Annotated in this window: 21 protein-coding genes; 7 read left to right on the plus strand and 14 right to left on the minus strand. The window is 45.0% G+C overall.

Annotation, left to right across the window (positions count from 1 at the left end; translation table 11 throughout):
* Positions 1-18 precede the first annotated feature (18 nt).
* From nirD to R7O03_RS19615, 11 genes are all read right to left on the minus strand, one after another.
* On the minus strand, positions 19-354 hold the full coding sequence (gene nirD / locus R7O03_RS19565; protein WP_033907001.1) for a nitrite reductase small subunit NirD: 336 nt from the start codon (positions 352-354) through the stop codon (positions 19-21).
* Positions 355-2,874 (minus strand): nitrite reductase large subunit NirB, encoded by a 2,520-nt coding sequence (gene nirB, locus R7O03_RS19570; protein ID WP_318131958.1) that lies wholly within the window; start codon positions 2,872-2,874, stop codon positions 355-357. It lies immediately after the preceding gene.
* Between the two features lie 10 nt (positions 2,875-2,884).
* Positions 2,885-3,721, minus strand: a complete 837-nt coding sequence (locus R7O03_RS19575) for an ABC transporter ATP-binding protein (RefSeq protein ID WP_005450080.1) — start codon at positions 3,719-3,721, stop codon at positions 2,885-2,887.
* Positions 3,722-3,732: 11 nt separating this feature from the next.
* Positions 3,733-4,698, minus strand: a complete 966-nt coding sequence (locus tag R7O03_RS19580) for an ABC transporter permease (protein ID WP_005375889.1) — start codon at positions 4,696-4,698, stop codon at positions 3,733-3,735.
* A 72-nt stretch (positions 4,699-4,770) separates the two neighbouring features.
* Positions 4,771-6,135 (minus strand): CmpA/NrtA family ABC transporter substrate-binding protein, encoded by a 1,365-nt coding sequence (locus tag R7O03_RS19585; protein WP_005375887.1) that lies wholly within the window; start codon positions 6,133-6,135, stop codon positions 4,771-4,773.
* A 265-nt stretch (positions 6,136-6,400) separates the two neighbouring features.
* Entirely contained in the window at positions 6,401-6,982 is a 582-nt protein-coding gene (locus R7O03_RS19590; RefSeq protein WP_033906998.1) for an ANTAR domain-containing response regulator, read from the minus strand.
* Between the two features lie 73 nt (positions 6,983-7,055).
* The gene (locus R7O03_RS19595) at positions 7,056-7,973 is read right to left on the minus strand and encodes a dienelactone hydrolase family protein (protein WP_206969289.1); all 918 of its coding nucleotides are present in this window, start codon (positions 7,971-7,973) and stop codon (positions 7,056-7,058) included.
* 229 nt (positions 7,974-8,202) lie between these two features.
* On the minus strand, positions 8,203-9,156 hold the full coding sequence (locus tag R7O03_RS19600; RefSeq protein ID WP_132936408.1) for a glycosyl transferase family protein: 954 nt from the start codon (positions 9,154-9,156) through the stop codon (positions 8,203-8,205).
* Positions 9,153-10,058 (minus strand): uroporphyrinogen-III C-methyltransferase, encoded by a 906-nt coding sequence (cobA, locus tag R7O03_RS19605; protein ID WP_318131959.1) that lies wholly within the window; start codon positions 10,056-10,058, stop codon positions 9,153-9,155. Before cobA ends, R7O03_RS19600 begins: the two co-directional genes overlap by 4 nt.
* A 20-nt stretch (positions 10,059-10,078) precedes the next feature.
* On the minus strand, positions 10,079-12,742 hold the full coding sequence (locus R7O03_RS19610) for a nitrate reductase (RefSeq protein ID WP_318131960.1): 2,664 nt from the start codon (positions 12,740-12,742) through the stop codon (positions 10,079-10,081).
* Between the two features lie 292 nt (positions 12,743-13,034).
* Positions 13,035-13,469, minus strand: coding sequence for a GNAT family N-acetyltransferase (locus tag R7O03_RS19615; protein ID WP_005375870.1), 435 nt, complete (start codon positions 13,467-13,469; stop codon positions 13,035-13,037).
* A gap of 379 nt (positions 13,470-13,848) precedes the next feature.
* Between R7O03_RS19615 and R7O03_RS19620 the strand changes: the two genes are divergently transcribed.
* From R7O03_RS19620 to R7O03_RS19640, 5 genes are all read left to right on the plus strand, one after another.
* Positions 13,849-15,105, plus strand: a complete 1,257-nt coding sequence (locus tag R7O03_RS19620; protein ID WP_054574325.1) for an aromatic amino acid transport family protein — start codon at positions 13,849-13,851, stop codon at positions 15,103-15,105.
* A gap of 612 nt (positions 15,106-15,717) precedes the next feature.
* Positions 15,718-17,631 carry a tetratricopeptide repeat-containing diguanylate cyclase gene (locus R7O03_RS19625; protein ID WP_258481194.1) on the plus strand — a complete coding sequence of 638 codons (1,914 nt, stop codon included), beginning with the start codon at positions 15,718-15,720 and terminating at the stop codon, positions 17,629-17,631.
* Between the two features lie 10 nt (positions 17,632-17,641).
* Positions 17,642-17,983, plus strand: coding sequence for a hypothetical protein (locus R7O03_RS19630; RefSeq protein ID WP_033906993.1), 342 nt, complete (start codon positions 17,642-17,644; stop codon positions 17,981-17,983).
* 248 nt (positions 17,984-18,231) lie between these two features.
* Positions 18,232-20,010: a S8 family peptidase gene (locus R7O03_RS19635; protein WP_318131961.1), complete on the plus strand. Its 1,779-nt coding sequence runs from the start codon at positions 18,232-18,234 to the stop codon at positions 20,008-20,010.
* Positions 20,011-20,022: 12 nt separating this feature from the next.
* The gene (locus R7O03_RS19640) at positions 20,023-20,478 is read left to right on the plus strand and encodes a hypothetical protein (protein ID WP_025767689.1); all 456 of its coding nucleotides are present in this window, start codon (positions 20,023-20,025) and stop codon (positions 20,476-20,478) included.
* 146 nt (positions 20,479-20,624) lie between these two features.
* Here R7O03_RS19640 and R7O03_RS19645 read toward each other — a convergent pair whose 3' ends face one another.
* From R7O03_RS19645 to R7O03_RS19655, 3 genes are all read right to left on the minus strand, one after another.
* Positions 20,625-21,554 (minus strand): SRPBCC family protein, encoded by a 930-nt coding sequence (locus R7O03_RS19645; RefSeq protein WP_318131962.1) that lies wholly within the window; start codon positions 21,552-21,554, stop codon positions 20,625-20,627.
* A gap of 137 nt (positions 21,555-21,691) precedes the next feature.
* Complete coding sequence (locus R7O03_RS19650) at positions 21,692-22,933, minus strand: HAMP domain-containing sensor histidine kinase (RefSeq protein WP_318131963.1); 1,242 nt, start codon at positions 22,931-22,933, stop codon at positions 21,692-21,694.
* The gene (locus R7O03_RS19655) at positions 22,905-23,573 is read right to left on the minus strand and encodes a response regulator transcription factor (protein WP_053303698.1); all 669 of its coding nucleotides are present in this window, start codon (positions 23,571-23,573) and stop codon (positions 22,905-22,907) included. Before R7O03_RS19655 ends, R7O03_RS19650 begins: the two co-directional genes overlap by 29 nt.
* An 89-nt stretch (positions 23,574-23,662) precedes the next feature.
* Between R7O03_RS19655 and R7O03_RS19660 the strand changes: the two genes are divergently transcribed.
* Both R7O03_RS19660 and R7O03_RS19665 read left to right on the plus strand, forming a co-directional pair.
* Complete coding sequence (locus R7O03_RS19660; protein WP_318131964.1) at positions 23,663-24,862, plus strand: DUF5666 domain-containing protein; 1,200 nt, start codon at positions 23,663-23,665, stop codon at positions 24,860-24,862.
* 149 nt (positions 24,863-25,011) lie between these two features.
* Complete coding sequence (locus R7O03_RS19665; RefSeq protein WP_017634219.1) at positions 25,012-25,308, plus strand: hypothetical protein; 297 nt, start codon at positions 25,012-25,014, stop codon at positions 25,306-25,308.
* Positions 25,309-25,469 lie beyond the last annotated feature (161 nt).

Genomic DNA, 25,469 nt, shown 5'->3' on the forward strand with positions numbered 1-25,469 from the left:
GCAGGCAAATTTCTAGGATCATTCTTCGACTAAATAACAAACCTGATTATCGTCGACCGTTACTTGCCAAGTTTTTAGACAGTACGCTTCATCTTCCAAACACTGCCCACTCTTTAAACTGAAATGCTGTTTGTACAGTGGTGATGCAACACACATCTCACCATCGATATCACCGACGATCCCTCGACTCATCACATAAGCCTTACCAATTGGGTCCCAATCCTGAACAGCGTAAACACCGTTATCGGGAATGTAGAATAACGCGACATGCTCGCCTTCAATCAACACCGTGGCACCGATGAACGGCATTAGGTCATCAAGCTGACACAATTTCACTTTAGTTAAAGCTGCCATTTACACCTCCTGTTTCACGGGAATACGCTGACCGCGCACACGTTGGTACGGCAAGACTTTGCTGCCCGACGTGCTGTTCAAGAAAGGACGGAAGCGTTGCAATTTTTGAGGATTATCCAACGTGCTCTTCCACTCACACTGATAGGTATCTACGACTCGTGCCATTTGTTCATCCAAAGAGTCACATAGGTTGAGAGAGTCATCCAAAATCACTTGTTTAAGGTAATCTAAGCCCCCTTCCATGTTCTCCATCCACACCGACGTACGCTGCAAGCGATCTGCGGTGCTGACGTAGAACATCAATACTCGGTCGATCATGGTGATCAACTCTGATTTGGATAGGTCGGATGCAAACAAATCAGCGTGTCGTGGTCTCATGCCGCCATTACCACAAACGTATAGATTCCAGCCGTTTTCGGTGGCGATCACCCCAATGTCTTTACTTTGCGCTTCTGCACACTCGCGAGTACAGCCCGATACGGCAAACTTAAGCTTATGGGGCGCTCGCAATCCTTTGTAGCGGCTCTCTAACTCAATAGCTAATCCGACCGAGTCATCAACACCATAGCGACACCAAGTAGAGCCGACGCAAGATTTCACGGTGCGCACCGATTTACCGTAGGCATGCCCTGTTTCAAAACCAGCATCAATTAAGGTTTGCCAGATTTCAGGAAGCTGTTCTAACTGCGCGCCAAATAAATCCACGCGCTGACCGCCAGTGATTTTGGTGTACAGATCGTATTGCTGAGCAACTTCGCCTAGCACGATGAGTTTGTCTGGTGTGATTTCGCCGCCCGGAACACGAGGTACAATCGAGTAAGAACCATCTTTTTGCAGGTTTGCCATAAAGGCATCATTAGAATCTTGCAGAGATTGATGCTGTGGCTCCATGATGTGTTCATTCCACAAAGAAGCAAACACAGATGCTGCCGTAGGCTTACAGATATCACACCCATACCCTTTGCCATGCAGTGCAATTAAGGTGTCAAAGTCTTTGATTTGTTCCACTTGGCAAATATGAAACATCTCTTGGCGACTGAGCTCAAAGTGCTCACAAAGGTGGTTGTTAACCTCTACCCCCATGGCTGCTAATTGAGTATCCAATACCGATTTGACCATATTGCTACAACCACCACAGCCAGTACCGGCTTTGGTGTTGGCTTTAAGGTCCGTCAGGTTGGTAGTGCCGGCTTGAATCTCGGCAACTAAGTCACCTTTTGTGACGTTGTGACAAGAACAGATGATGGCGCTGTCTGGCATCTCTCCATCAAGCATTCCGGTATCAAACAACAGGTTCGCGGCGTGGTCTGGTAGAACCGTTTTGTTCAAATAACACTGTAAGAGCGCATCGTAATCGCTGTTATCACCGACGAGAATCGCACCAAGTAATTGGTTACCGCTCGCATCAACCACCAGCTTTTTGTAGATGCCTGCGACCGCATCTTGCAAGACCATTTCTTGAGCACCTTCGGTTTGCATTTGTGCATCGCCGATAGACGCCACATCCACCCCAAGTAGCTTGAGCTTGGTGCTCATGTCTGCACCTTTAAAACCTTCGCTCGGCATCCCAGTCAAGACATCGGCAGTGGTTCTCGCCATGGTGTAACCGGGTGCGACTAAACCAAAGATCTTCTGCTCCCAAAGGGCACATTCGCCAATCGCGTAAATGTTCTCATCGCTGGTTTGGCATTGGTTATTAATCACAATGCCGCCTCGCTCGCCTATTTCTAGCTCAGCCAGCCTTGCCAACTCATCTTGAGGACGAATGCCTGCGGAGAAGACAATCACATCCACTTCGAGAGGATCTTTGTCTTTAAACACCATACGATGCTTAGCCGTTTCACCATCGCAGATTCGTTCCGTACCCGTTGAGGTGTGAACGGTTAGCCCTAGCGCTTCAATCTTCTCTTTTAGCACTAAGCCAGCACCATCATCTAACTGTACAGGCATCAGGCGAGGCGCAAATTCAATGACGTGAGTTTCTAACCCCAATAGTTTGAGTGCGTTTGCCGCTTCTAAACCCAACAAGCCGCCACCAATCACTGCGCCTGTTCTTGCGCCTTCACATGCCTTTTTGATTTGTGAAAGATCATCAAGCGTGCGGTAGACAAACACGTCGTCGCGGTCTTTACCTTCAATTGGCGGCACAAATGGGTACGAACCAGTAGCGAGCACAAGTTGGTCGTAACCCAGCACATCTTCACCATCAAGCAGAAGGCGCTTTTGCTCTCTGTCGATGCCTGTTACTTGGCTGCCAAGTACGAGTTGGATGCCATGCATGTCGTACCATTCTTGGTTACTCAGCATCAAATCATCATGAGACTTACCCGCAAACAAAGAGGACAACTGTACACGGTCATAGGCGATAAAACGCTCTGCACCAATCACGGTAATTCGGTGCTCCAAATGCGCGTTTTTCTGCACTAATTGCTCGACGAGGTGTTGCCCGACCATACCGTTGCCTACCACAACGATGTGGCTCAATGCGTTCTTTACTGGGATCGTTAAAGGACTGTTCATCTCTGCCTCCTTATGCCGTTTGCGCTGCGGTTTTGGGTTTGTCTTCTTTCGAAGCAGGAATCTCGACTTTGGATTGCTTCTCGTAAAGGAACTTCAGCACCGCTTGTCGACACTTCTGATACTGCGCATCATCTGCCAGTGCGACACGCTCACGAGGGCGAGGTAGATTTACTTCTAACACTTCTCCAATGGTTGCTGCCGGTCCGTTAGTCATCATCACGATTTTGTCAGATAGCAGCACCGCTTCATCCACATCGTGAGTAATCATGATGACGGTGTTGTTTAGCTCGGCTTGAATCTTCATCAGTGCATCCTGCAAATGCGCACGAGTTAACGCATCCAATGCGCCAAATGGTTCATCCATCAACAAAACCTTTGGTTGAAGTGCCAGTGCTCTCGCAATGCCGACTCGCTGCTTCATGCCCCCAGAGATTTCATCCGGCTTTTTGTGCGCGGCATGCTGCATTTGAATCAGCTCTAAATAGTGATTCACTTGCTCCTGAATCCACGCTTTGCCCTTTTTGCCAGCAATTTGTTTTACTGCGAGCTCAACGTTTTGATATACGGTGAGCCAAGGCAACAATGAATGGTTTTGGAACACCACTGCGCGGTCAGGTCCCGGTCCAGCTACTTCTCGTCCATCGACGATCACGCCGCCGTCTGTTGGCATGTGCAGCCCTGCGACTAAGTTCAATACCGTTGATTTACCGCAGCCAGAGTGGCCAATCAGCGATACAAACTCACCTTTATTGATTTGTAAATCAACGTTCTTAAGCGCGATGAACTCGCCATCTGGCGTTGGGAATCGCATCCCTAAACGCGTTAGATCTAATAATGCTTTTTCCATGATCGTTTCCCTTATCTCAACGCTTGTTGTTTATTCCAAGACAGCCACTTTTGAAGTTGCAACATGCCTCTATCGAGCATCAATCCAATAAAGCCGATTGTGATGACAGCCACCATGATGCGCCCCAATGATGCTGAACTGCCGTTCTGGAATTCATCCCAAACGAACTTGCCTAACCCCGGGTTTTGAGCGAGCATTTCTGCCGCAATCAACACCATCCAAGCGATACCTAAAGAGAGACGTAAACCTGTGAAGATCATTGGAATGGCTGAAGGTAAAACGATAGTGCGAATGTGCTGCCACCACGAAAGTTGAAGCACTTTACTCACGTTGATTAAGTCTTTATCAACGCTCGTTACACCCACTGCGGTATTAATCAGCGTCGGCCATAAGCTACACAGCGCTACAGTGATCAGAGAGTTGATGAACGACTTAGCAAACATTGGGTCATCACTCACATAAGTGGCACTTACAACCATAGTGACGATAGGCAGCCAAGCTAAAGGTGATACGGGCTTGAGCAGTTGAATGATTGGGTTGAACGCTTGATACAGCCCTTGATTAAGACCAAGCACGATGCCAAGCGGAATCGCGATAACCGTCGCCAGCAAAAAGCCCGCAGTTACGGTCACTAAGCTTGTTATGATTTGGTCGAAGAACGTCGGTTTACCTGTGTAGGGACGAATCTTCACTTCCGCGTCCGGATTCTTGGCTAACTTCGCAGCATTACGTTTTTCCTGACGCTCGATAAACGCTTGTTCCTTTTCTCGCTCTTGCCAATGGTCATCGACAAGGTTGCTGAACTGCTGAAAAGTTTGCACAGGTCCCGGTAGCGTACCTAATGAAGTTTGCACTTCTCTCGCTGCTAAGTGCCACATTGCCAAAAAGATCAGCAAGCCAATGACGGGCAAAAGCACCAGCCGACTTCGGTTCACTACCTGCTTAGCAGGAAAAAGGGAAATGACATTACTAGACATACTCACTCCTAAGAAATTTACATCCTTGTTGCCACAAGCGAATTCCCTCGCCTGTGGCGTTTATCGTTATGGTTAAACCTTGTCTTTTCCTTTAAGCCCGATAGAGAACTTCTCTAGATATTTATTTGGCTCGCGACCGTCATAAACGATGTTGTCGATAAAGTGTGTTTGTGGCGCACGGAAACCATCTTCAGCACTAAAATCTGGGAAGTCTTTTTTGCTCAACACACCATCTTCAATTAGCGCTTGAGCTGCTTGTTGGTAGATATCTGGACGGTAAACCTCTTTTGCGACATCCATGTACCAATCATCGGATTTCTCGCTTGAGATCTGTCCCCAGCGACGCATTTGGGTCAGGTACCAAATCGCATCGCTGTAATACGGATAAGTGGCGTTATGACGGAAGAACACGTTGAAGTCTGGCACGTCTCGTTTGTCGCCTTTCTCGTATTCAAATGTGCCCGTCATCGAGTTAGCAATAACTTCGGCATCGGCTCCAACGTATTCGCTTTTTGATAGCATCTTCACTGCTTCTTGGCGGTTGGCATTGTCGTTTTCATCCAACCAATGTGCCGCTCGAATCAAGGCTTTCACTACGCGAATGTGCGTGTTTGGATACTTCTCAGCCCAAGCTTTGGAAACACCAAACACTTTCTCTGGGTTGTTCTTCCAGATCTCGTAATCGGTCACGACTGGCGTACCAATACCTTTGAATACGGCTTGTTGGTTCCATGGTTCGCCTACGCAGTACCCTTTGATCGTGCCCGCTTCCATTGTTGCTGGCATTTGTGGTGGCGGTGTAACACTCAAAAGAACGTCAGCATCCAACTGGCCACTGTTATCGCCTGAGTCTGGTGCGTAAAAACCTGGATGAATCCCACCTGCCGCTAACCAGTATCGCAACTCATAGTTGTGCGTCGATACAGGGAACACCATCCCCATGTTGAACGGTTTGCCTTTATCCAGATAGCTGTCGACCACAGGCTTCAGTGCATCCGCTTTGATTGGGTGAACTGGCTTGCCATCTGGTTGCTTTGGAATGTATTGCTTCATCTGCTCCCAAGTATCATTGGAAACCGTGATTGCGTTGCCGTTCAAATCCATACTGAACGCAGTAATCACTTCTGCTTTTGTGCCAACACCAATCGTTGCGCCCAATGGCTGACCAGCAAGCATGTGCGCGCCAGCAAGCTCACCATCGATGACTCGGTCTAAAAGCACCTTCCAGTTTGCTTGCGCTTCTAAAGTGACGTACAAGCCTTCGTCTTCAAAAAAGCCTTTCTCATAAGCAACCGCCAGCGGTGCCATATCGGTTAACTTAATAAAACCAAACTTCAGGTCTTCAATTTCTGGCTCACCCAACTCAGCCTTTACGCTGACCGTGGTGAATACCGATAACGAAATTGCTGACACTTTCAGCATCGAACTCCATTTCATTGGTTTGCTCCCATAAAAAAAGCGCCACTACTCCGAAGAGCAGTAGCGCCGTTGCTAAGTCTACAATTACCGCCGTTGATAATTGAGATAAGCGATTCAACAATAAACCCAATTCTTCTAATCCAATTACTGTGCCAACTTATTTTTCACAGTAAATACAATAGATTAGTATATCTTGCCGTTTGTTATTCCCTGTTATTGCTTGCTGATAGTGCAACACGCACCACGTTAGAAAACGCACTATAACCCCAAAGTAGTAGAACGACTAATCAAGCACCTCCAAAGTAGTTATCAAATTCTTGGCAACTTGTGCGAGCGTTTGGCTCGATTGCATGGCTGAATTTCTTAGCGCTTTATAAGCCTGTCCTTCATCAACGCTGTGCATCTTCATCAGCAGACCTTTCGCTTTTTCCACCAGCTTGCGCTCTTCAATCTTATTGGTCAGTAATTCAATTTCCGATTGCATACTTTCGAATTTCGCTCTCACTAATGTCGCATGTTCAATCCAAGGTTGAAGTGCAAACTCACTATCGTGCGGCATAAGAACATAGTCCATTTTTTCTGATAAACGATTGATATCATTAGATGATAACTGCTTTAAGACGATAAGAAGTGGTGCCGATTTTCTGCGGCAGAAATCGACGATCAAACGCAGTTCCGCGGTTGGTTGCTGCCATCCAACCACAACGCTTGCTGACGGTTCTCGTTGCATTAACGTTTCTAGTTGTGCCAATTGGCAACCCATGATGTTGTCGTAATCTTTGCTCAATAAGCCGGACAATCGAGCCTGCTCTTGGAGGCTATCACAGCATACTATGATGGGTGTTTTTGACGTTGATTGAGTCATGCACATTCCTTGTTTATATCTCACTCACTAAGAGAGACATAACAAGGAATGTGCCAACTAAAGTAGAAGCCTTTTAACTAGAAGCGAGATGTTCTTTGAAGAAGCCGAGTGTGCGTTCCCAAGCGAGCGCCGCTTCTTCCGGTGCGTAGCGTGCTGTTGAGTCGTTATGGAAGCCGTGGTTGACGTTCTCATACATTAACGCCTGATATTGCGCATCGTTCGCGATTAATTGCTGCTCATAGGCAGGCCATGTGTCGTTGACGCGCTTATCGAGCCCTGCGAAGTGAATCATCAACGGCCCTTTGACCTGCTTTTGAATCTCTTGCGCCGCTGGTGTTCCGTAGAAAGGCACACCTGCATCCAGCTCTTCTGGCATTACCGCTGCAAGCATATTGACGATGTATCCACCGAAGCAGAACCCAACCGCGCCCAATTTACCGTTTCCACCCTCGTATTGTTTTAGGAAGTTAGCGGCTGCAATAAAGTCTTGTTCGATCTTGGCTCTGTCCATCTCTTTCTGCATTGCGCGACCTTCATCGTCGTTCCCCGGATAGCCGCCGAGTGGATAAAGCGCGTCTGGAGCGAAAGCAATAAAGCCGTCCTTTGCAAGTCGTCTTGCGACGTCTTTGATATAAGGGTTCAGGCCTCGATTTTCATGAATCACCAACACGGTCGGCGATTTCAAGGTCTTCTTCTGTGGCATCACCAAATAACCACGCCCTTCTCCATGCCCATTTGGAGATGGAAAGGTTTCGTAAGTTGCTTTGATGTCAGGATCGTTAAATGAAACTTGTTCTGCGAGTGCGTAATTCGGGGTTAGCGCGTCGACCAGTGCTGTCATGCTAAAGCCAAGCACCGCAAGGCCACCCAGCCTATTTAGAAACTCACGGCGCGAGATTTTTCCGTGGGCGTATTCGTCGTACCAATCGAAGGCTTCTTGCGGGATCGGATGAGAAGCCTTTTCACTAGGAGTGGTATACTTTAGAACCATTATCCATGTCCTCTGTGTCTTACCATATGGGATTTTCTCATTCTCAAAAGCGAAGCGAGAAACGAACGCGATTGAGGCTAAAACTGCGGTTTCACCACTCTGATACGGAGCAAGGTGGTGAAACACATCATTGGCGAGCTAAGATCTTTTACCTTCTTCAAACAATAGATAATGGATTCAGATTCAACAACTTTGCGCCGTTGGTTTTACATTAATTGACAATAGTACGTTATTGCTGGCCGCAATAGGCTTGCCAGTAAGAAAAGGCACGTTCGAATGCTTTTTCTCTGTCGTGCATTTGTGCAAACAAGACCACTGTCATGGTAGCAAGAACCGTATTTGCCATTTGGTTCATGTCGTCTTCTGACGTCCCAAATGGGCAGTTCGCAGGCATTGGCACCTCAGACAGCATTTGCTCCGTCCAGTAATGCGATGTCACGCCGCTTGTTTGGCTTAACCATACGGTTTGGCTTACTTTCGGGTTGTATTCGGACTCACCCGATTGTCCTTTGAATGACACAACGGCATGAGCGGTTTTGCCAATCTCGAATTCGACTTCAGCATGAAGTTGTTGAAACCCGGGATGAAAGCTACCACGAATACCAACCGTCGCCTGCCCCGGATTCAATGCTCGAACCACGGTATTAATCGGCGTTCTAAGCCCATAACGATTCTTCCAACCGATCATGGTTTCTGCTTGGGGTGCAAACGAACTCAGCGGCAGATACACAATGTTTTGTGTTTCTAAGACACGTTTTGCGTCTTCGGCTGATTCCGCTTTCTTGATAGCAAACTTGTCGAGGTAATCTTCGGCATGCAAACGACCAGATTGACGGTCATGATAGCCGTGCATCAGCACTTTGTGGCCATTATCGGCGAGGATCTTCGCTGCCAACAGGTGCCAAGGCTGCCCTGCCGCTTCACGTTTGCCTGCATAACATGGCCAGTCAATGTCTGCACCAATAGCAGGCATGCGGGATTGGAATGCTTTCACAAAGCCAGCGATTTCTTGTTGAGTCTCGTTCTGTACGCGGATCAGCATCAATAACATCGCCATCTGATCATCATCGCACTCACCGTTTAGGTATTCATCCATAACTCGAAACGCTTGGTCAAAGTTCAGTGGTTTTCTACCACGTTCGCCACGACCGACTGTTCTAATACATTCCAAAATGCTGCTCATATTCCCTCGTATTCCGTCACTGACTGTACGGTTTCTATTAGTTGTTCGCGCAGTTTGACAACTTCTCCCATCACAATCAATGCTGGGCTCACGCCTTTAAGTGTAATCGATAAATCATTGAGCTGATTGAGTTGTGTAACATGCACTTGTTGTTGAGGGCTGCAACCATGAGTGATGATCGCGACTGGAAAATCTTCTCTCAAACCAGAGCCTATTAAACCCGTTTGTATTTGCGATGACTTTTCTAACCCCATATAGAAGACTAACGTTTGTCCGCTTTGCATCAGTTGGCTCCACGCTTCAAATGCGCCTGTTACCACTTGCCCCGTCACAAAGGTAACGCTACGAGCAACGCCACGATGAGTCAGCGGAATCAAGCTGTTTGCTGAACATCCAATCGCAGCGGTAATGCCGGGAATGACTTCGTACGCGATTGAGTGTTTGACGAGTGCTAACGCCTCTTCACCTCCACGGCCAAATACAAAAGGATCTCCCCCTTTTAAGCGTACAACTCGCTTTCCTTGTTGAGCGAGCGATACCATCAAGTCACAAATTTCTTCCTGACCAATACTAGGTTGTCCGCATCTTTTGCCCACGTAAATCCAATCGGCTTGTGGCGAAGCCAACTCCAAAATATCTTTGTTAACCAAACGGTCGTACAACAGAACCTCTGCCGACACAATCGCTTTCACTGCCTTCACGGTTAACAAGTCAGGATCGTGCGGCCCTGCTCCGACAATCGAGACAAAACCTTTGTGGTTCGCGTCGAGGTCTATTGAATGGTCTTCTAAAAGTTGGTTCAGTTTGATTGCTTGATCATGCTTAGAAAAGCGAGACGAGCGTTCTTGTTTCTGACTCGCTTGTCCTTTCTTAAACCAAGACTTTTGATAAGGCGCTTCCATGTGCTTATCCTCTTTATGACTTACTTTATTTGAATCGCCAGACTTTGCTGGCTCGCTTGCTGTTTGCCCTTTTGATGCTGATGGCTGTCGACCATTTGTTTGATTTGAGAAACGCACGAGCCACAGTTAGTGCCGCATTTGAGTTTGTTTTGAAGTTGAGTCAGTGAAGTGCAGTCTTGCTTCTCCATCGCGTCATGTATTTGTTTATCGGTGACGCGGAAACAACTACAAACCAGTTTGGCGCTACTTTGCGATTGAGTGATGGTAAGCAGTTGCGATAGCTCCATCGGTTTGCCAATCAAGCCGGTAAAGTTGGTGTAGTCGGTTTGAATCGGTTCACTAGACACCACTAAAACAGAACGAATGATACGCACGTCTCCAACAAGGTCGTAATCCACCGCGAGCCAACCCTGGGCAATATCTATCGTAATTCTGCGGCTCTTTTCCGTTCGACAAAAACTCTGCTTCTTTGGTCGCTTATCGTGTGCAAAGCGCCAAATGCCCAAATTGCTTTCTGCTTGAAATGCGCTGTACAGAAATTTACCGGAATCAAACTGTGTACCGATGAACATACCGTAGGTTTTTACCGCCGCATCTTGCACTTCAACATAAGATGACTTAAACGCAGGTTGCCCAGAAATAGGGTCTTTTGCGCTGTTTACTATCGCGTTAACACTGCTTTCACCGCCATATCGACCCGCCCAGTGCATTGACATAAACAGCTCTTGAAAACCCAAACCTTCATCAATGGCAACTTTGGCATAAATACCAGTGTTTGAAGTAGGCTGAAACAGCTTGGTGAGTTGTCCTGCTTTTAAGCGATTTTGAGTGGCAGAGAGTGTGTTCATGTACACGGTTGGTTCTAACTCAGAGGCGGCAAGGTGTGCGATATGCCCTGTGCGCGTCATGGTATGCCATTGGTCGCGTTGCCTGCCCGTATTGAGCCACCAGCCTTTTGTTCTTTCTAAACGCGTTGGAGATTCACTGGTCACGACAAAACGCGCTTTACCATCTGGGTGCGAATAGACGCCATCAGCAAAAGGACGCTCTCCTCCCCATTGTGTCGGCACCCACTCTTCGTATTCTTGCTCGGTTAAGTTGGCGTATTGAGAAAGATCTAGCTTCAATGGTGAATCTGCATTCATGCCTGTCATCGCCGCATATTCACTGAATACCGCTCGCTCAGAAGTAAATGCAAAACCATTTTGTGTCTTTTCTAATGCACACAGAGCTTGTCCGACTTGGCTTATCGCCCACCAATCTGATTTTGCTTCACCCGGAGGCGTTTGAAACTGGCGCTGCCTTGAAAGTCGACGCTCAGAATTGGTCACCATGCCTTGCTTCTCCCCCCAGCCAGCGGCGGGCAGCAATAGGTCCGCGTAATGCGCTACATCCGAATCCGCTGTGATATCGGAAACAATCACAAACGGACAAATCTCTAGTGCACGTTTTACCAATTGGTTATCTGGCAAAGAGACAACAGGATTGGTAGCCATAATCCACAGAACTTTAATCTCACCACGTTCTACCGCCTCAAACAGTTCAACGGCTTTTAAACCGGGCTGAGTGGCAATTTCTGGTGAATCCCAGAACGCCTGCACTTGCTTGATAGACTCTGCGTCAAAAGCACGATGAACCGCTAATTGATTTGCCAAACCACCCACTTCTCGTCCACCCATCGCATTCGGCTGACCTGTAATAGAAAATGGCCCGCAACCTGACTTGGCAATTTTACCTGTCGCCAAGTGTGCATTAATAATGGCATTGCCTTTATCGACACCATTTTCGGCTTGGTTAACCCCTTGGCAAAACAGCGTGATTGCGGTTGGGCTTTGCGCAAACCATTGGAAGAATGTCGTGAGTTTTTCTTCTGAAATGCCAATGGAAGACGTTAGATTAGCGACACTGTAACGTAAATCAGAAACTTCTTCTCTAAGTGCATTAAATCCGTCGGTATAAGAATTTATGTATTCAGAATCAATGCATTGCTGTTCAATAAGAAACTTGAGCAGCCCATTGAAGAGTGACACATCACCATCATTTTTAATCGGTAGATGCAAATCCGCTTGCTGTGCGGTGACCGTTTCACGCGGGTCAATGACCACCAGCTTGAGGTTAGGATTGTTTTCTCTCGCTTGTTGAATACGTCGGAATAAAACAGGGTGCGTCCAAGCGGTATTAGCACCGCAAATGATCAATAGCTCAGTCTTATCAATATCGTCGTAATTGACGGGAACGACATCTTCACCAAATGCTCGTACATGAGCCGCAACCGCCGAAGACATACACAAACGCGAGTTCGTATCGATGTTTGCGCTGCCAACATAGCCTTTCATGAGTTTGTTGGCGACGTAATAGTCTTCCGTTAACAACTGCCCTGACACGTACATCGCGACGGAATCCGGTCCAAACTCCGCTTTCGCTTGATGAATCTTTTCAGCAATCAGATCCGTGGCTTGTTGCCATTGCACCTCTTGCCCTTGAGGTCGTTGCTTGGTGACAAGCTTTGGATACAACAAGCGCGAAGGCATATTCAAGCTCTCTGCCAACGCGACGCCCTTTACGCACAGTGAGCCCGCATTTGCAGGATGACACGCATCCCCAACGATTCCTTTCGCATTGACCTCGACACCACATCCAACACCACAATAGGGACAAGTGGTTTTTTTGCATCCTTGCGACATAACACCTCCAGTGCGATTCAGCCCAACTTACTAGCAAAAAAAAGCCTCTCCCGAATCGAGAGAGGCAGCAATGCCTTTAACGCTGTTAGTACATTTTCAAAAAGTAATACCCTATACCGCTCTCGCCTGCTATTGAGAGCGGTGCATCGAGTTATCGATGAACGTTTATGTAAAGCAAGTGAGGTGCCAAGATTAAAAATCCTTACTATACAAAAGGTTAGCTTAAAACCAATTATAGCAACGCAATGCTACGCACTGATTGTGTGCAAATTTCGGTCATTATCGTGCAGTATTACTTTACTAATTCCATAACTAACCTGGATTCTTCGTCACCAAAATAATGCGCTTCTTCTTCTAACGTTTTAAAGCCAAGGGAGAGGTATAAAGACAATGCAGGTTGGTTCTTAGGATCGACAGTCAATTTCACGCTTGAGCCTAACGTCAACGGCGCAATAACGTTTTCAAGGAGGGAACGCGCGATACCTTTACCTCTATGTTGAATATCGACGGCCAATGACATGATCCAATATTGATGTGCATTTGTGCTAGTCGTTAGCAATATATACCCTGCGACCTGCTCTCCCTCTTTTGCTACCAGTAAGCTCTCTCCCCAACAATCAAAAGCTTGCCGAAAGAAAAATTGAGGATAGGCGTGTTCTCCAAATAAAGTATTTTCGAGCTTATATATGGCAAATAAGTCCTCTTTTTGCGCAGACAAGATGTCCATTCAATGACTCCTTCTTTAACATGAATGGCAGCAGTATACCTAAATCTCATCTAAATGACGGGACACAAACATCTCAATTAAGTGCTTAAGAAATGTAATATTCTTCCTGAAAATTAGGCCTAACTCACTTAGAACATACATCCGTGATTAAGTTTTAACCACAAAATCAAAAACCACACAAGATAAAAATTTCAACACATACAACCATTAAACACATTAAATTTAAGAACTTTATTCTGGTTTATTGAAAAATTCATAGTTGGATAATTTACAACCACCCCAAATTCACAGCATTATTCACCAAGATTAGCGTGTGATAATAAACACTAAAACCTTTACCATTTTCAGCATTATTATTTTTATAAAAGCGAGTTTTAAAGTGAAAGAATCTCGAAATGCCTTAAATCCTAGTGAAATAAACACAACCACAGCTTGGTCAAAACATGATACACATTGGGTTCTTAGCCTATTTGGAACGGCCGTTGGCGCAGGCATCCTGTTTCTGCCAATTAACCTTGGGATTGGTGGTTTTTGGCCTTTAGTCGCGATGGCAGTACTTGCTTTTCCAATGACCTATCTTGCGCACCGTGGCTTAGCTCGTTTTGTACTATCTTCTAAGATCAAAAACGCAGACTTCACTGATGTAGTGGAAGAGCACTTCGGCGCAAAAGCAGGCCGTTCAATTTCACTGCTGTATTTTCTTTCGATCTTCCCGATCCTGTTGATATATGGTGTTGGAATAACAAACACAGTAGATAGCTTCATGGTAAATCAGGCTGATATGGCTTCTTTACCTAGACCTTTGCTTTCTGGCGTACTAGTGTTTGCACTAATTGCTATTATGATGGCGGGTGAAAAAGTAATGCTACGGGCCTTTGCCATTATGGTGTTCCCACTTGTTGCCATTCTTGCCTTTCTATCATTTTACTTAATACCGAACTGGACCATGCCTGTCATGGATGTGCCAGAAGCGTCAGCTTTTGCTAGCACTATGTGGTTAGCAGTTCCTGTAGTGATTTTCTCGTTTAGTCACGCAGCTGCAATTTCAAGCTTTGCAAATGTACAACGTCGCCATTACGGTAAGCAGGCAGATGCCAAATCCGAAGTTATTCTTCGTCGCACTAGCATCATGCTGATTGCCTTTGTTCTTATTTTTGTATTTTCCTGTGTGCTAACACTGTCACCTGAACAGTTGGCTCAAGCAAAAGAACAAAACGTATCCGTATTGTCTTACTTAGCGAACGCAACCGATAATCCATTTATTGCAACACTTGGTCCTTTAGTAGCGTTTGTCGCTATCACTTCATCTTTCCTTGGGCATTTTTTAGGTGCGCGTGAAAGCTTAAATGGTTTAATTAACAAGCATTTTAACCTACCTGAGAAGCGTGTTGATCGTATCAGCGTGGCAGCACTGTTCTTCTCAATCTGGGCGGCGGCGATCATGAACCCAAGTATTCTTGGTATGATGGAAGCATTGTCAGGGCCTGTTATTGCAATGATCTTATTTATTATGCCAATGTTAGCGGTGTATAAAATCGAGGCGATGAAACAATATCGAGGAAATGTCTCTACTTACTTTGTTCTAGCAGCAGGCATTGTGGCGGTAAGTGCATTGATTTTTAGCTTCTTCAGCTAATAACTAAAGACTAGCTTGGATTTTCAGGGGAATACCTTACACAAGGTTAAGGTGATTCCCTGAATTTTCTTACTCTTTAAAAGGTAATCATCGTTACCCTTGGCTCTTAAATAAGAGCGAAAACACCCGCAATCATAAGTACTGAAGCGATGCAGGTACGGCCGATAATGCCGAAGTGCGAAGGTTGAATCATTTCATTATGCATAGTTAATCTCCTATTTATTATAAATAGCCATTTTTTATTGGCTTAATAACACTATGTCTAATATCCAGTTTTTTAACAACCCATACAAACATTAAATATTTATGACAGAAACGTAATTTTTTACACTTCACCCTGATTTCGAGCGATGAATCCGCGGCTTAAATCATTAGATTGAGTCCACCGAATATGCTTACTTACCTTCCATCGTTACCCTACCTATGCCATCTTCCAATCATTACATAAGTTTTCAATAGATTTTGTTTTTATAAATCATAATATTATATAGATCCTTCTCGTCTCTCACTCCCAAAGCACTTTGCCACTGGGAATCCATCCTCACTTAACCAACAAGAAATGGTAGACTTAACTGGTATTCGGTTAAGAGATCACATTTTATTAATACGCTCATGCACTTCTCAATTAAAACACTGGCTTGCGCACTTTGTACTGCACTTGGACTTTTCTTGCATCCGACCAACGTACTGGCGAGTACCGAAAAGCAAGCTTATCTGGAAGAACACATTTCAGCAGAAAGCAAGCCCATGTTAAAACTCTACTTTCGCTCGATGGGTAAGCCGCGATCAATTCAAAAAGATGAGTTAAATGCGCCACAGAATGCATCAGCGGAGTCTCTTGCTCTGTATTACTTTGCACGAAAGTACCTTAAGCGTTACGAAGGCGTTCCATTACCGAAAGATATGCCCGATTTAATCGAATTCGGTAAAAAGCACCATTTGGAATGGGTCGTCGCTGAAGCACAGCTCAATAAGGCTGTAACAATGATTGAGCAAGACGATAACTGGAACGCAGAATTGTTACTCCATGACGTTGTTTCTACAGCCCGTGATCTTGGTTATCTAGCATTAGAAGGCCGTGCTTACCGCTGGTTAGGCAATCTAGAAGTATCTCGAAATCAACTACGCAGTGGCCTAAAATATTATCGCAATGCCTATGAGTTATTAGAAAAAACAGTATTTGAAATACAAGTCGCGATGACACTGAACAACATTGGGACGGTCTACATCGACGCATCAGATTGGGCTCGGGCCAACAGTTACCTAACGCAAGCTCTCGACACTTACCTAGAGAGCGAATATCAATACGATAATAGCTTTTTTATGGGGGTTATCTACGCAAACCTTAGCATCGTTCACTCGAGCCTCGGAGATAACAAAGAAGCGGAATATTATTTCAATGAAGCCATTCGACTTTCAATGCAAACAGGGTCGGACACAGTCAAGCACCACTCTTTATCCAGCTTTTCACAAATGTTGAGCTCGGTAGGAAAAATTGATGATGCATTAATGGTCGCACAGCGTTGCGTAGACCTGCCCATTCCAAAAAATCTAGAAATGCTAAAAACGTCTTGTTACGAGGCATTTGCAGAGGCTTACCTCGCAAACAAACAATACGATAAAGCTATTACAACAGCACTTAACGTTCTAGAACAAACCAAATCAACCAGTGAATTAGAGCTGCGTCAGCGTATTGATATGCTTTCGGTACTGGTAAACGCTCATCAAATTCTTAATGACTATGAAGCGGCTTTTCATTATTTAACCCAATTAAGAGAGCTAGAGGCTGAGTTTTCTCATCATATTCATGGTGAAGAGATGATTAACATTAAGTTTGACCTCGAAGCTAAGTTAGCCCAGAAAGAACTCAAATTGCTAGAAACAAAAAATGCGCTACAAGCCTCTGAACTGCGTTCACAGCGCTATCGAGAAATGTTCTACTTTATCGCTATTGCGGCAATTGGAGTCGTTGGTTTTCGTTACGTACTGCGCGTTAGACGTATTAATAAAGCACTCACTCAAGAAAATACTACCGATCCATTAACTCAACTGCATAACCGTCGCTATCTTCACATTTGGTTGGACAAAATGGCTCGTAGAAGCCCAGATAGAACATTTGCCTTAGCAGTTTTAGATGTTGATCATTTTAAAACCTTTAATGATCAATATGGACACGATATTGGCGATAAAATGCTGACTCATATTGCCACGCTATTTAATGAATCCACTCGCTCTGGTGACCTACTCATTCGTTGGGGTGGAGAAGAGTTTGTCCTATTATTCGAAGTACAGCGAGTTGAAGATTGCGCTAAGTTTTTGGAGCGATTGAGATATACTGTTGAAAACACGCCATTGGTGGTTGACTCTAAACCATTAAGCGCGACAATTTCCCTTGGAGCAGTGGACAAACTGTCGGCACAAATAATTAAACAAGAATGGGATCAGTGGTTTTTCTTGGCAGACCAAGCTTTGTATGATGCGAAGCAAGCTGGCAGAAACCAGTTCATCATTCACCCTACATCATAAAAAAGCACACATGAAAAAAAATCTAATCATTATTACTTTTGCGCCTCTATTTCTTATGGCGTGCAGTAATCAGCAAGCATCTCAACTGGGAATGCGCAGCAGCAGTGTCAACGTATATGCCCAGCAAATGAGTAACACTCAACTATGTGAAACTCTCTACTACAACCGTGCAACCAACCAAACCAAAGTGGCGATTGGTGCTGAGTTCAATCGACGTGGATTAAACAAAAAGTGGTGTGATAAAGAATTCGATAAGTTGTACATTAAAAAGTGGATTGATAATGTGCTGCCTAAGGAAAAAGCCGAACCTAAGAAACCAATGGCAACTATTCAACCTGCTTCAACTAAATAACCCCCCTCTTGAAGCAGACGGTACACTAGTATTTTCTGCTTTTCACTTTTCATGCATGTTCGATGCGACATATAAAAACCTCATGGTTTCAGTAAATTAACAAAGACTTATGTTGTCCATCGAACTTTTAATGTAAACAAGTTGTAAATGGTTTTCGTCCTTATTCTTTGTCGTTAGCTTTGTTTGTTCCTGTTAGCGGAATATGAAACAGGAACTAAAAAATTCCAAACAAAGACATGAGGTCAAAAATGGAAATACGCATTAATCGCCTATTTGCCGCTATGTTGGCAGTAGGCATTGCACCTGCCGTCTCGGCGTTTGATCCACTCTATTCTGAACAATGGCACTTAGACAACACGGGGCAAACTGCGTTTGCGGCTAATCCTGCTGTTGCTGGGAACGACTTAAACACTAAGCTCACTCAGGCAATGGGGATTGCAGGTGTTGGTGTGAAAGTTGCCGTCATTGATTCTGGAGTGCAGATCGATCACCCCGACCTTGCAGGTAATATAGTTATAGGTAGCAGAAACTTCGTCGAAGACTCTTCATTCCCACTAAGTTATCCGGTTGATACTAATGGTCATGGCACTGCTGTAGCCGGTTTGATTAGCGCCGTCGGCAACAACGGTGAAGGCGGACGCGGTGTCGCTTCTCACTCTTCCCTCATTGGTTTTAACTGGTTAGCCAACCAGACATTAGAAGGTTGGTTAATCTCCCATGGCATGGACCCAGCAACACGTGATGTTAGCGTATTTAACCAAAGTTACGGTTTCAGCCCTATAAACCCGATTACTTTTGATGAAAGCGACCCTCAACTAAAACTTGAAATGGACGTGATGAAAAACGTCAGCGAGAGTAACGCCTGGGGTCGAGGTGCTGTATTTGTAAAGTCAGCAGGTAATGGTTACCGTTATTTCAATGCGGGGCGATTCTTCGTATTGCCAAGTAACTTCTTTGCTGGTGGAGACAATCAAGGCTTACCGATGCACAACTCTGCTCAGTCTTATGATAACGCCAATTACTTCAATTTAGTCACTAGTGCACTGCGAGCGGATGGTACGAGAGCGAGTTACTCATCGGTGGGTTCGAACGTGTGGGTTGCAGCACCAGCAGGTGAATATGGGCAAGATTTCCCTGCTATGGTCACCACTGATTTAATGGGTTGTGAAGAAGGGCAAAATACCAGTGAAGGCCTTGGCATTAATGGGTTACACGGCGGAACGGAGCTCGATCCGAACTGTAACTATACCAGTACGATGAACGGAACCTCATCGGCTGCGCCAAACACATCGGGTGCCATCGCGGCAATCATGTCAACCAACCACGCACTTTCTGCTCGTGATGTACGTGCTTTACTAGCGGAGACAGCAAAAGTAACGGATAAAGCGCATCCAGGCGTACAGCTTGAATTTACTAACCATAAAGGTGAACAGGTTAGCTTCGAGGCCATTGCCCCTTGGCAGAAAAACGCAGCAGGCGTATATTTCCATACTTTTTATGGCTTCGGCGCTGTAGATTTAGATGAAGCGATGCAACGTGCTCGCATGACGAATCGTGTTTTACCAGCTCAAGTCATTACGCCATGGGTTAATAACGCTACAGAAGTAAGTGTACCCGATGCAAGTCTAGTTGGTGGTTCTTCAAGTATCGCCATTGCCGATGAGCTGACAGTAGAATCCGTTCAAGTGACATTGACATTGGACCACGCTCGTCTGCCCGACTTAGCTATTGAGCTCATTTCGCCATCAGGGACTCGTTCCGTTTTGCAAACACCGCGCAATGGTCTTGTTGGCCAATCTCTTGATCCAACGATTACAGGCTACAAAGATCAATTAATGTTGTCTAACCAATTTTATGGCGAAGATGCAAAAGGCGAATGGACGTTGCGAGCAATAGATACGAACGGCGATGAAGTCTATTCTTACATTGCATATTTCAACTCTTCCACCATCTATGACGTTCCGATGGCAAACAACGCTCAGCCCGGTGTTATTAAGAACTGGTCGATGCGCATATTTGGACACTAAGGAGTCAATAACATGAAATACAAATCATTTTCTATGCTGGCTCTCGTTATCATGACGTCGAGTGTATACGCTGAGCAACAGCTCTCTCAACAACCTGCACCAGAACTGTTTGTGCCATCAGAAGCGGTTGAGATTAATGGCCAAGATTATCGAAAAGTGCAAACTGGCACTGTTAGAACCCTATCTGAAGACGTAAAACTTCAAGCGGGTGATGAGGTGTTTAAGAATGCGTTTAGTAACGTATCCAAAGCCACTGGACTGGTTTATATCACCGTAAACAATCCTAACGAAGCGAAAGCAGTCGCCAAAGAGTTAAAATTAGAAGTTATCTTCGCAGAGGGGGAATCAGCGGTGTTAAAAGCATCTCAAGATCAAGATCTGCTAAGTATTAGCGACTACCTAAACGCAGACAGCCGGGTAAAAGCGTCTAAAATTGAACTAAACAGCGGTAAATACCGTGCACAATAATTCTCTAACAAGAGAAGTTGGCCTGTAAAACCATGCCTCAGCGATTGCTGAGGCATTTTTATGGGTAGGAACAGATACGCTATTATTCTTTAGTAACATTTCGCATAACTAGTATGATACCTAAACACCCTACTCGCCTGCGCCTGTCATTTCTTAAACAAAATAATTTCCGTTCTTAGCTCTTCTTCCGTGGTTTCCTTCGGACTATTCAGGTAGCGTTCGATTCCTAAAGGATTGGTTTTGACTTTCATACCACTCTGACGAACCAAGTTCATCGCTAAAGCCCATGCATTTCCCAAAAACTGATATTCACCTCGGTGTTCAACGACAAATGTTTCACTCTCAGGAATGGTACCAGTAACCGCCCCTTGAGGCGCTGGTACTGAGTTAAGAAGAGGAAAGCAAGTGATAAACTCGAATGTACCTTTCTGCATATCCATCGACTGGTAATAACAAAACAATTCACCATTCACGGATAGGGTTTCGTCACTAATTAACTGTTCTAGTTGCTGAACATGCTTCTCAATTACCGAACCTAATTCCTGCAAGCTAGCCACACCCTTGATCCCAATGTAATGAATTTGAGGCAACGTTCGGTTACCAATTTCGGCTAAGTCTGAATGCACTCGTCCGGTTTCAAGCTTACTTTTAAGCATGCGTAACCCACGTTGATAATCCATCTCTATCATCGACTTAAACATACTTTTCAGAAAGAACAGATACCAAGGGACGCGAGATTGCATTTGCCATTCGACTAAACAGCCATTTTGTGACGGCGTCACGATTAGAGTCACCTTTCCATGGCTCTTGATTGGGCGAAAGAAATGTAGCTCCATATCTAATCGATGCTCTTGAGTACTTTCCAGTACAATCGCGCCAGTCCCAATACGCTGACCATTCCATTGATAACCAGCTCCAACGTGGCCCTGATTATCACTGAATGTCAGCTCGCAGCTTGGTTCAAGAATGACCCATGGTGACCAGCTGGGCCAGTTATTGAAGTTCTTGAGATAGCCAATAATTTCACTTTGATTCTTATTAATTTCAATACTTCGGCTGACCTGATAAGAGAGCATAACGGTTCCTCGAGTTTCCGCTTCACTAACTTCAGTCTAATCCAAATTCCAGTTTTTTCTTGTTTGACTGCGGGTTAGATGCGTACGACAAGAAAAATCCAGAGCGTTAATTCTCACTTGAATCAATACGCGCAAAGCTAAGAGCAGAACTCCACTTTTGCACTAAATCGAACACCATCATCGTCCAGTACTAACGCCCACCCCATCCGTTCACATATTCGTTGTACGATAACAAGCCCACAACCATAACCAGCATTGTACGTCTCGTTGCCATCGTGACGGTTTAGGATCTTAAGCGCATGACCTTTCAACTCAATTTCAATATCTCCCACACTATAGCTAAAGGCGTTTTTAATCAGATTGTTGATTACAATGGTCACAAAACTCTCCGGTGCATTCACGACACCACTATGTTGTTCGTGCAAAGCGTAGTTCGAATCTTGCTTGGCAAATAAAGGCGCTAGCTCTTCCAACTGTTTTTGTAAACAAGTGAGAAGCTGATGCTCTCCGTAATGCTGAGGCTCTATTTTCTCTTTACCAAGTAAGAGAAACGCTTCTGTCAGTACACGCATCTCGTCACAAGCTGACTGCATCCTCGTGATGGCTTTTTGCGCAATTCGAGGTTGATCAGGAATACGCGTCAGAATGTCTGTTGAGCCTTTTATCACCATAATTGGCGTTCTCAACTCATGTGATGCAAAACGACTAAATTCTTGTTCTCGTTTGAAATAGCCCGCGATATCGTTCTTATTATCCAGCAAAGTCTGCTCTATCTGGCGTGTTTCGCTGAACTTAGTTTCAACTTGGAAAGCGGGTTGATCCGGTGACATTTGGCTAATTTTGTCTTCAATTTGCGCTAATGGCCGAGACAATATTCGAACCATGTAAATGCCATACCCAACCATGACAAATGAAAACAAACCACCGAGCAGCAGCGTAAACTGATGCAGCGAGCTTTCGTATTCGTCCAAGTAATCATCTGAGTCATCTTGAAACACAATGTACATAAGCCCCTTCCCTGAGGGGTGTTTCAATACAACAAAGTGTTTATCTTCTTCACCAAGCAGGTATTCGTAAAAACCAGGTGAAGTAAAAGAGAGCAACCAATCGGGTGTCGGTGCTTCACTCCAATATGAGTTGAATTCCAATACGTTTGGCAATGGCGCATCCCAACCCTGTTTCTCGAAATTCTCACTATAAAGCGCCGCTTCAGTATCGAGCCAGTGATGTAAACTCAGCACTTCCAGTTTGTTTTCTGCCACATAAATCAGCGACCAAAAAAGAGTAAACATCACAAACGTCATGACCCCAAAACCCCAACGGATCTTGCGATAAATGCTTGGATATTCGTTATGCTTTAAGTCGGTAACCTTGTCCATGAATAGTCTCTAATCGTGATTCTTCAAAACCTTTGTCTAGTGCGGTTCTTAAACCATAAATATGGCTACGAAGTGCATCACTTCCGGGTGGTTCGTCTCCCCACACACTATCGATCACTTCTGTGCGCGAGACCGCTGCTGGAGCACGTTGGAGAAGCAATTTTAAAATTTTAGTTTGAATTCGACTCAGCTTAATTTCTTTGTCTTTTCTCGTTACTTTTCCTGTACGCGCATCTAAACAAATATCTGCAAATTTGAGCGCTCCGATATCTTGTCTTGGACCACGATTAGCCAAAGCATGAACACGCAAACTGAGCTCTTCCATCGCAAATGGCTTCATTAAATAGTCATCTCCCCCCGCTTTAAAAGCCGCGATTTTGTCATCTAGCGTATCTTTTGCCGTTAGGAAGAGAATTGGCGTTCCACATAACTTATCTTGTCGAAGCTTCTGTACCGTACTGATGCCATCGAGCTTCGGCATCATGATATCCATGATGATTACATCGTAATGATTTTCCTCGATTAACTTAATCGCAGCCTCTCCATGAAACGCACAATCGATAATCATGCCTTCGAGCTCAAGATAGTCTGCAATCGTCTCCGAGACGTTATGGTTGTCATCTACAATTAAAATTTTCATAAAATCACATTTCTTCACGATCTCTTCACGATATGCCCAATAAGATACAGGCAATTTCCTAAACTCGCTCGTAAATTGAGGTTAATACAATGAAAAAACTCGCTCTTATTTCTGTAGTAGGTTTGGCATTGTCTGGTTGTGGTGGTTCAGGTGGTGGCAGCAATAGCGATAGCACGCCAACTCAACCAGTAGTGAAACCAAGTGTAGCGATTGGCTCTGTTGAAGCGGTCAACGCTGAAGAAAGCACGTTAACCGTCAATGGACATACGTATCGTGTGTCTGAGGTGGTTTATGACGACACACAAGTGCAATTGGCCGATGTAAAACCCAAAATGGTGGTTCGCGTGGGTTCAGATATTCGGCAAGCTTCGGACAATGGCGTCCGAGTCACACTTGAACCAACCATTACTGGACGTGTGACAGCGATTGATCATATGAAGAAAACATTCACGGTAAACGGCATAGAGCTGCAGTTTGACGATTTAAGTGATGATATAGAGGTCAACGACTGGGTGATGGTGTCATCATTGCCAACTGCTGATGCGGGTTATCGAGTGTTGTCTGTGGTCGAAATCGACGTAGATAACGATTACCCAGCCCTTGGAAGCTACTACGAACTGGAAGGTCGCATTACTAGTACCGATGAAAATGCTGGCACGTTTGAGCTTGGTACAAATATAACCGTATCTTACGACAACATTAGCCAACTTAGCATCGGCCAATGGGTGGAAGTAGAAGGTGAAATGCAAAACGGCATCTTCATGGCAAATGAGGTAGAAGTTGAAGGCTACGACGTCATAAGCAATGACAGCGATGTGGAAGGCATCGTCACTTGGGTTGCAAATGACTACAGTGAGTTCTCACTAAACTACCGAGGTGCATTCTTCATCGATAACGCAACACGATTTGAAGACGGCAGCAAAGCGAACCTAAAACAAGGCCAAGAAGTGGAAGTAACGTCTGTCATGAAAAATGGCAAACGCATCGCTACCGTTATTGAGTTTGAGCAACCAGACTTTGACGATAACAACCAATGGCGAGGTAAAGAGTTTGAATGTGAAGGCTATATATCAAACTACGATGCTGATTCAAGAGTGTTTGAAATCGAGCATTGTGAGAATGATGCTGATCAAGTACTAAGTAACACCACCGTTGTGATTGATGCACAAACACGCTTCCAAGGCATTGAAGAACTTAACCTAAATGGTGCTCGTGTCGAAGTCGAAGGTGTGATCATTAACGAGCAAAATATTGCCCGTGAAGTGGAGTTAGACGTTTACGACAACTAATCCCTTCTACACTTAAGAAAAAGTGTCACTTCGGTGGCACTTTTTCTTTTCACCTTGCTTTGCTTCCCAAGCTCAAACCAACAAATTCTCAGCCAAAGCCTTTTCTCTCCGTTACACTTTACCTATGTTTCACAACATTGGTGACGAATATGAAAAAACGCAACCTCATTTTGTTAATCTTGTTTTTTGGTTCAGCCACGAGCTTAGCTAGCGTTATGGATCCTGACTGCGATGCAGAAAAGGCAGCTAAAGCCGCTGCGACAAAAGCCGTGGTTGGTGTTGGTGGTCGCTGTACGCCTAAAGAGGCACTGAAAGATACCGCAGTTGATGCAGGAAAAGACAAATTGCCAGATGAAGGGATGGCGGGTAAAGCTGTTGATGCAATGACACCGGAAAAAGAGAAGAAAACGGTGAAAGACGTAACCAAAAAGCTCAATAAAGATTGATACACTTTCTTGTAGTTAACTTTAATAGCGAAACTCCCCCCTCCCAAAAAAAAGAGCGCCGATTGACGCTCTTTCCGAACTCTATGTGCCGTCCTAAATAAGGTTGACACTTTCCACCCCCCAAAATTGGAGAGTGTTATGAAATCAACAACTAAAAGAAC

Source organism: Vibrio sp. Vb2960, assembly GCF_033337665.1.
GTDB classification, from domain to species: Bacteria; Pseudomonadota; Gammaproteobacteria; order Enterobacterales; family Vibrionaceae; genus Vibrio; species Vibrio alginolyticus.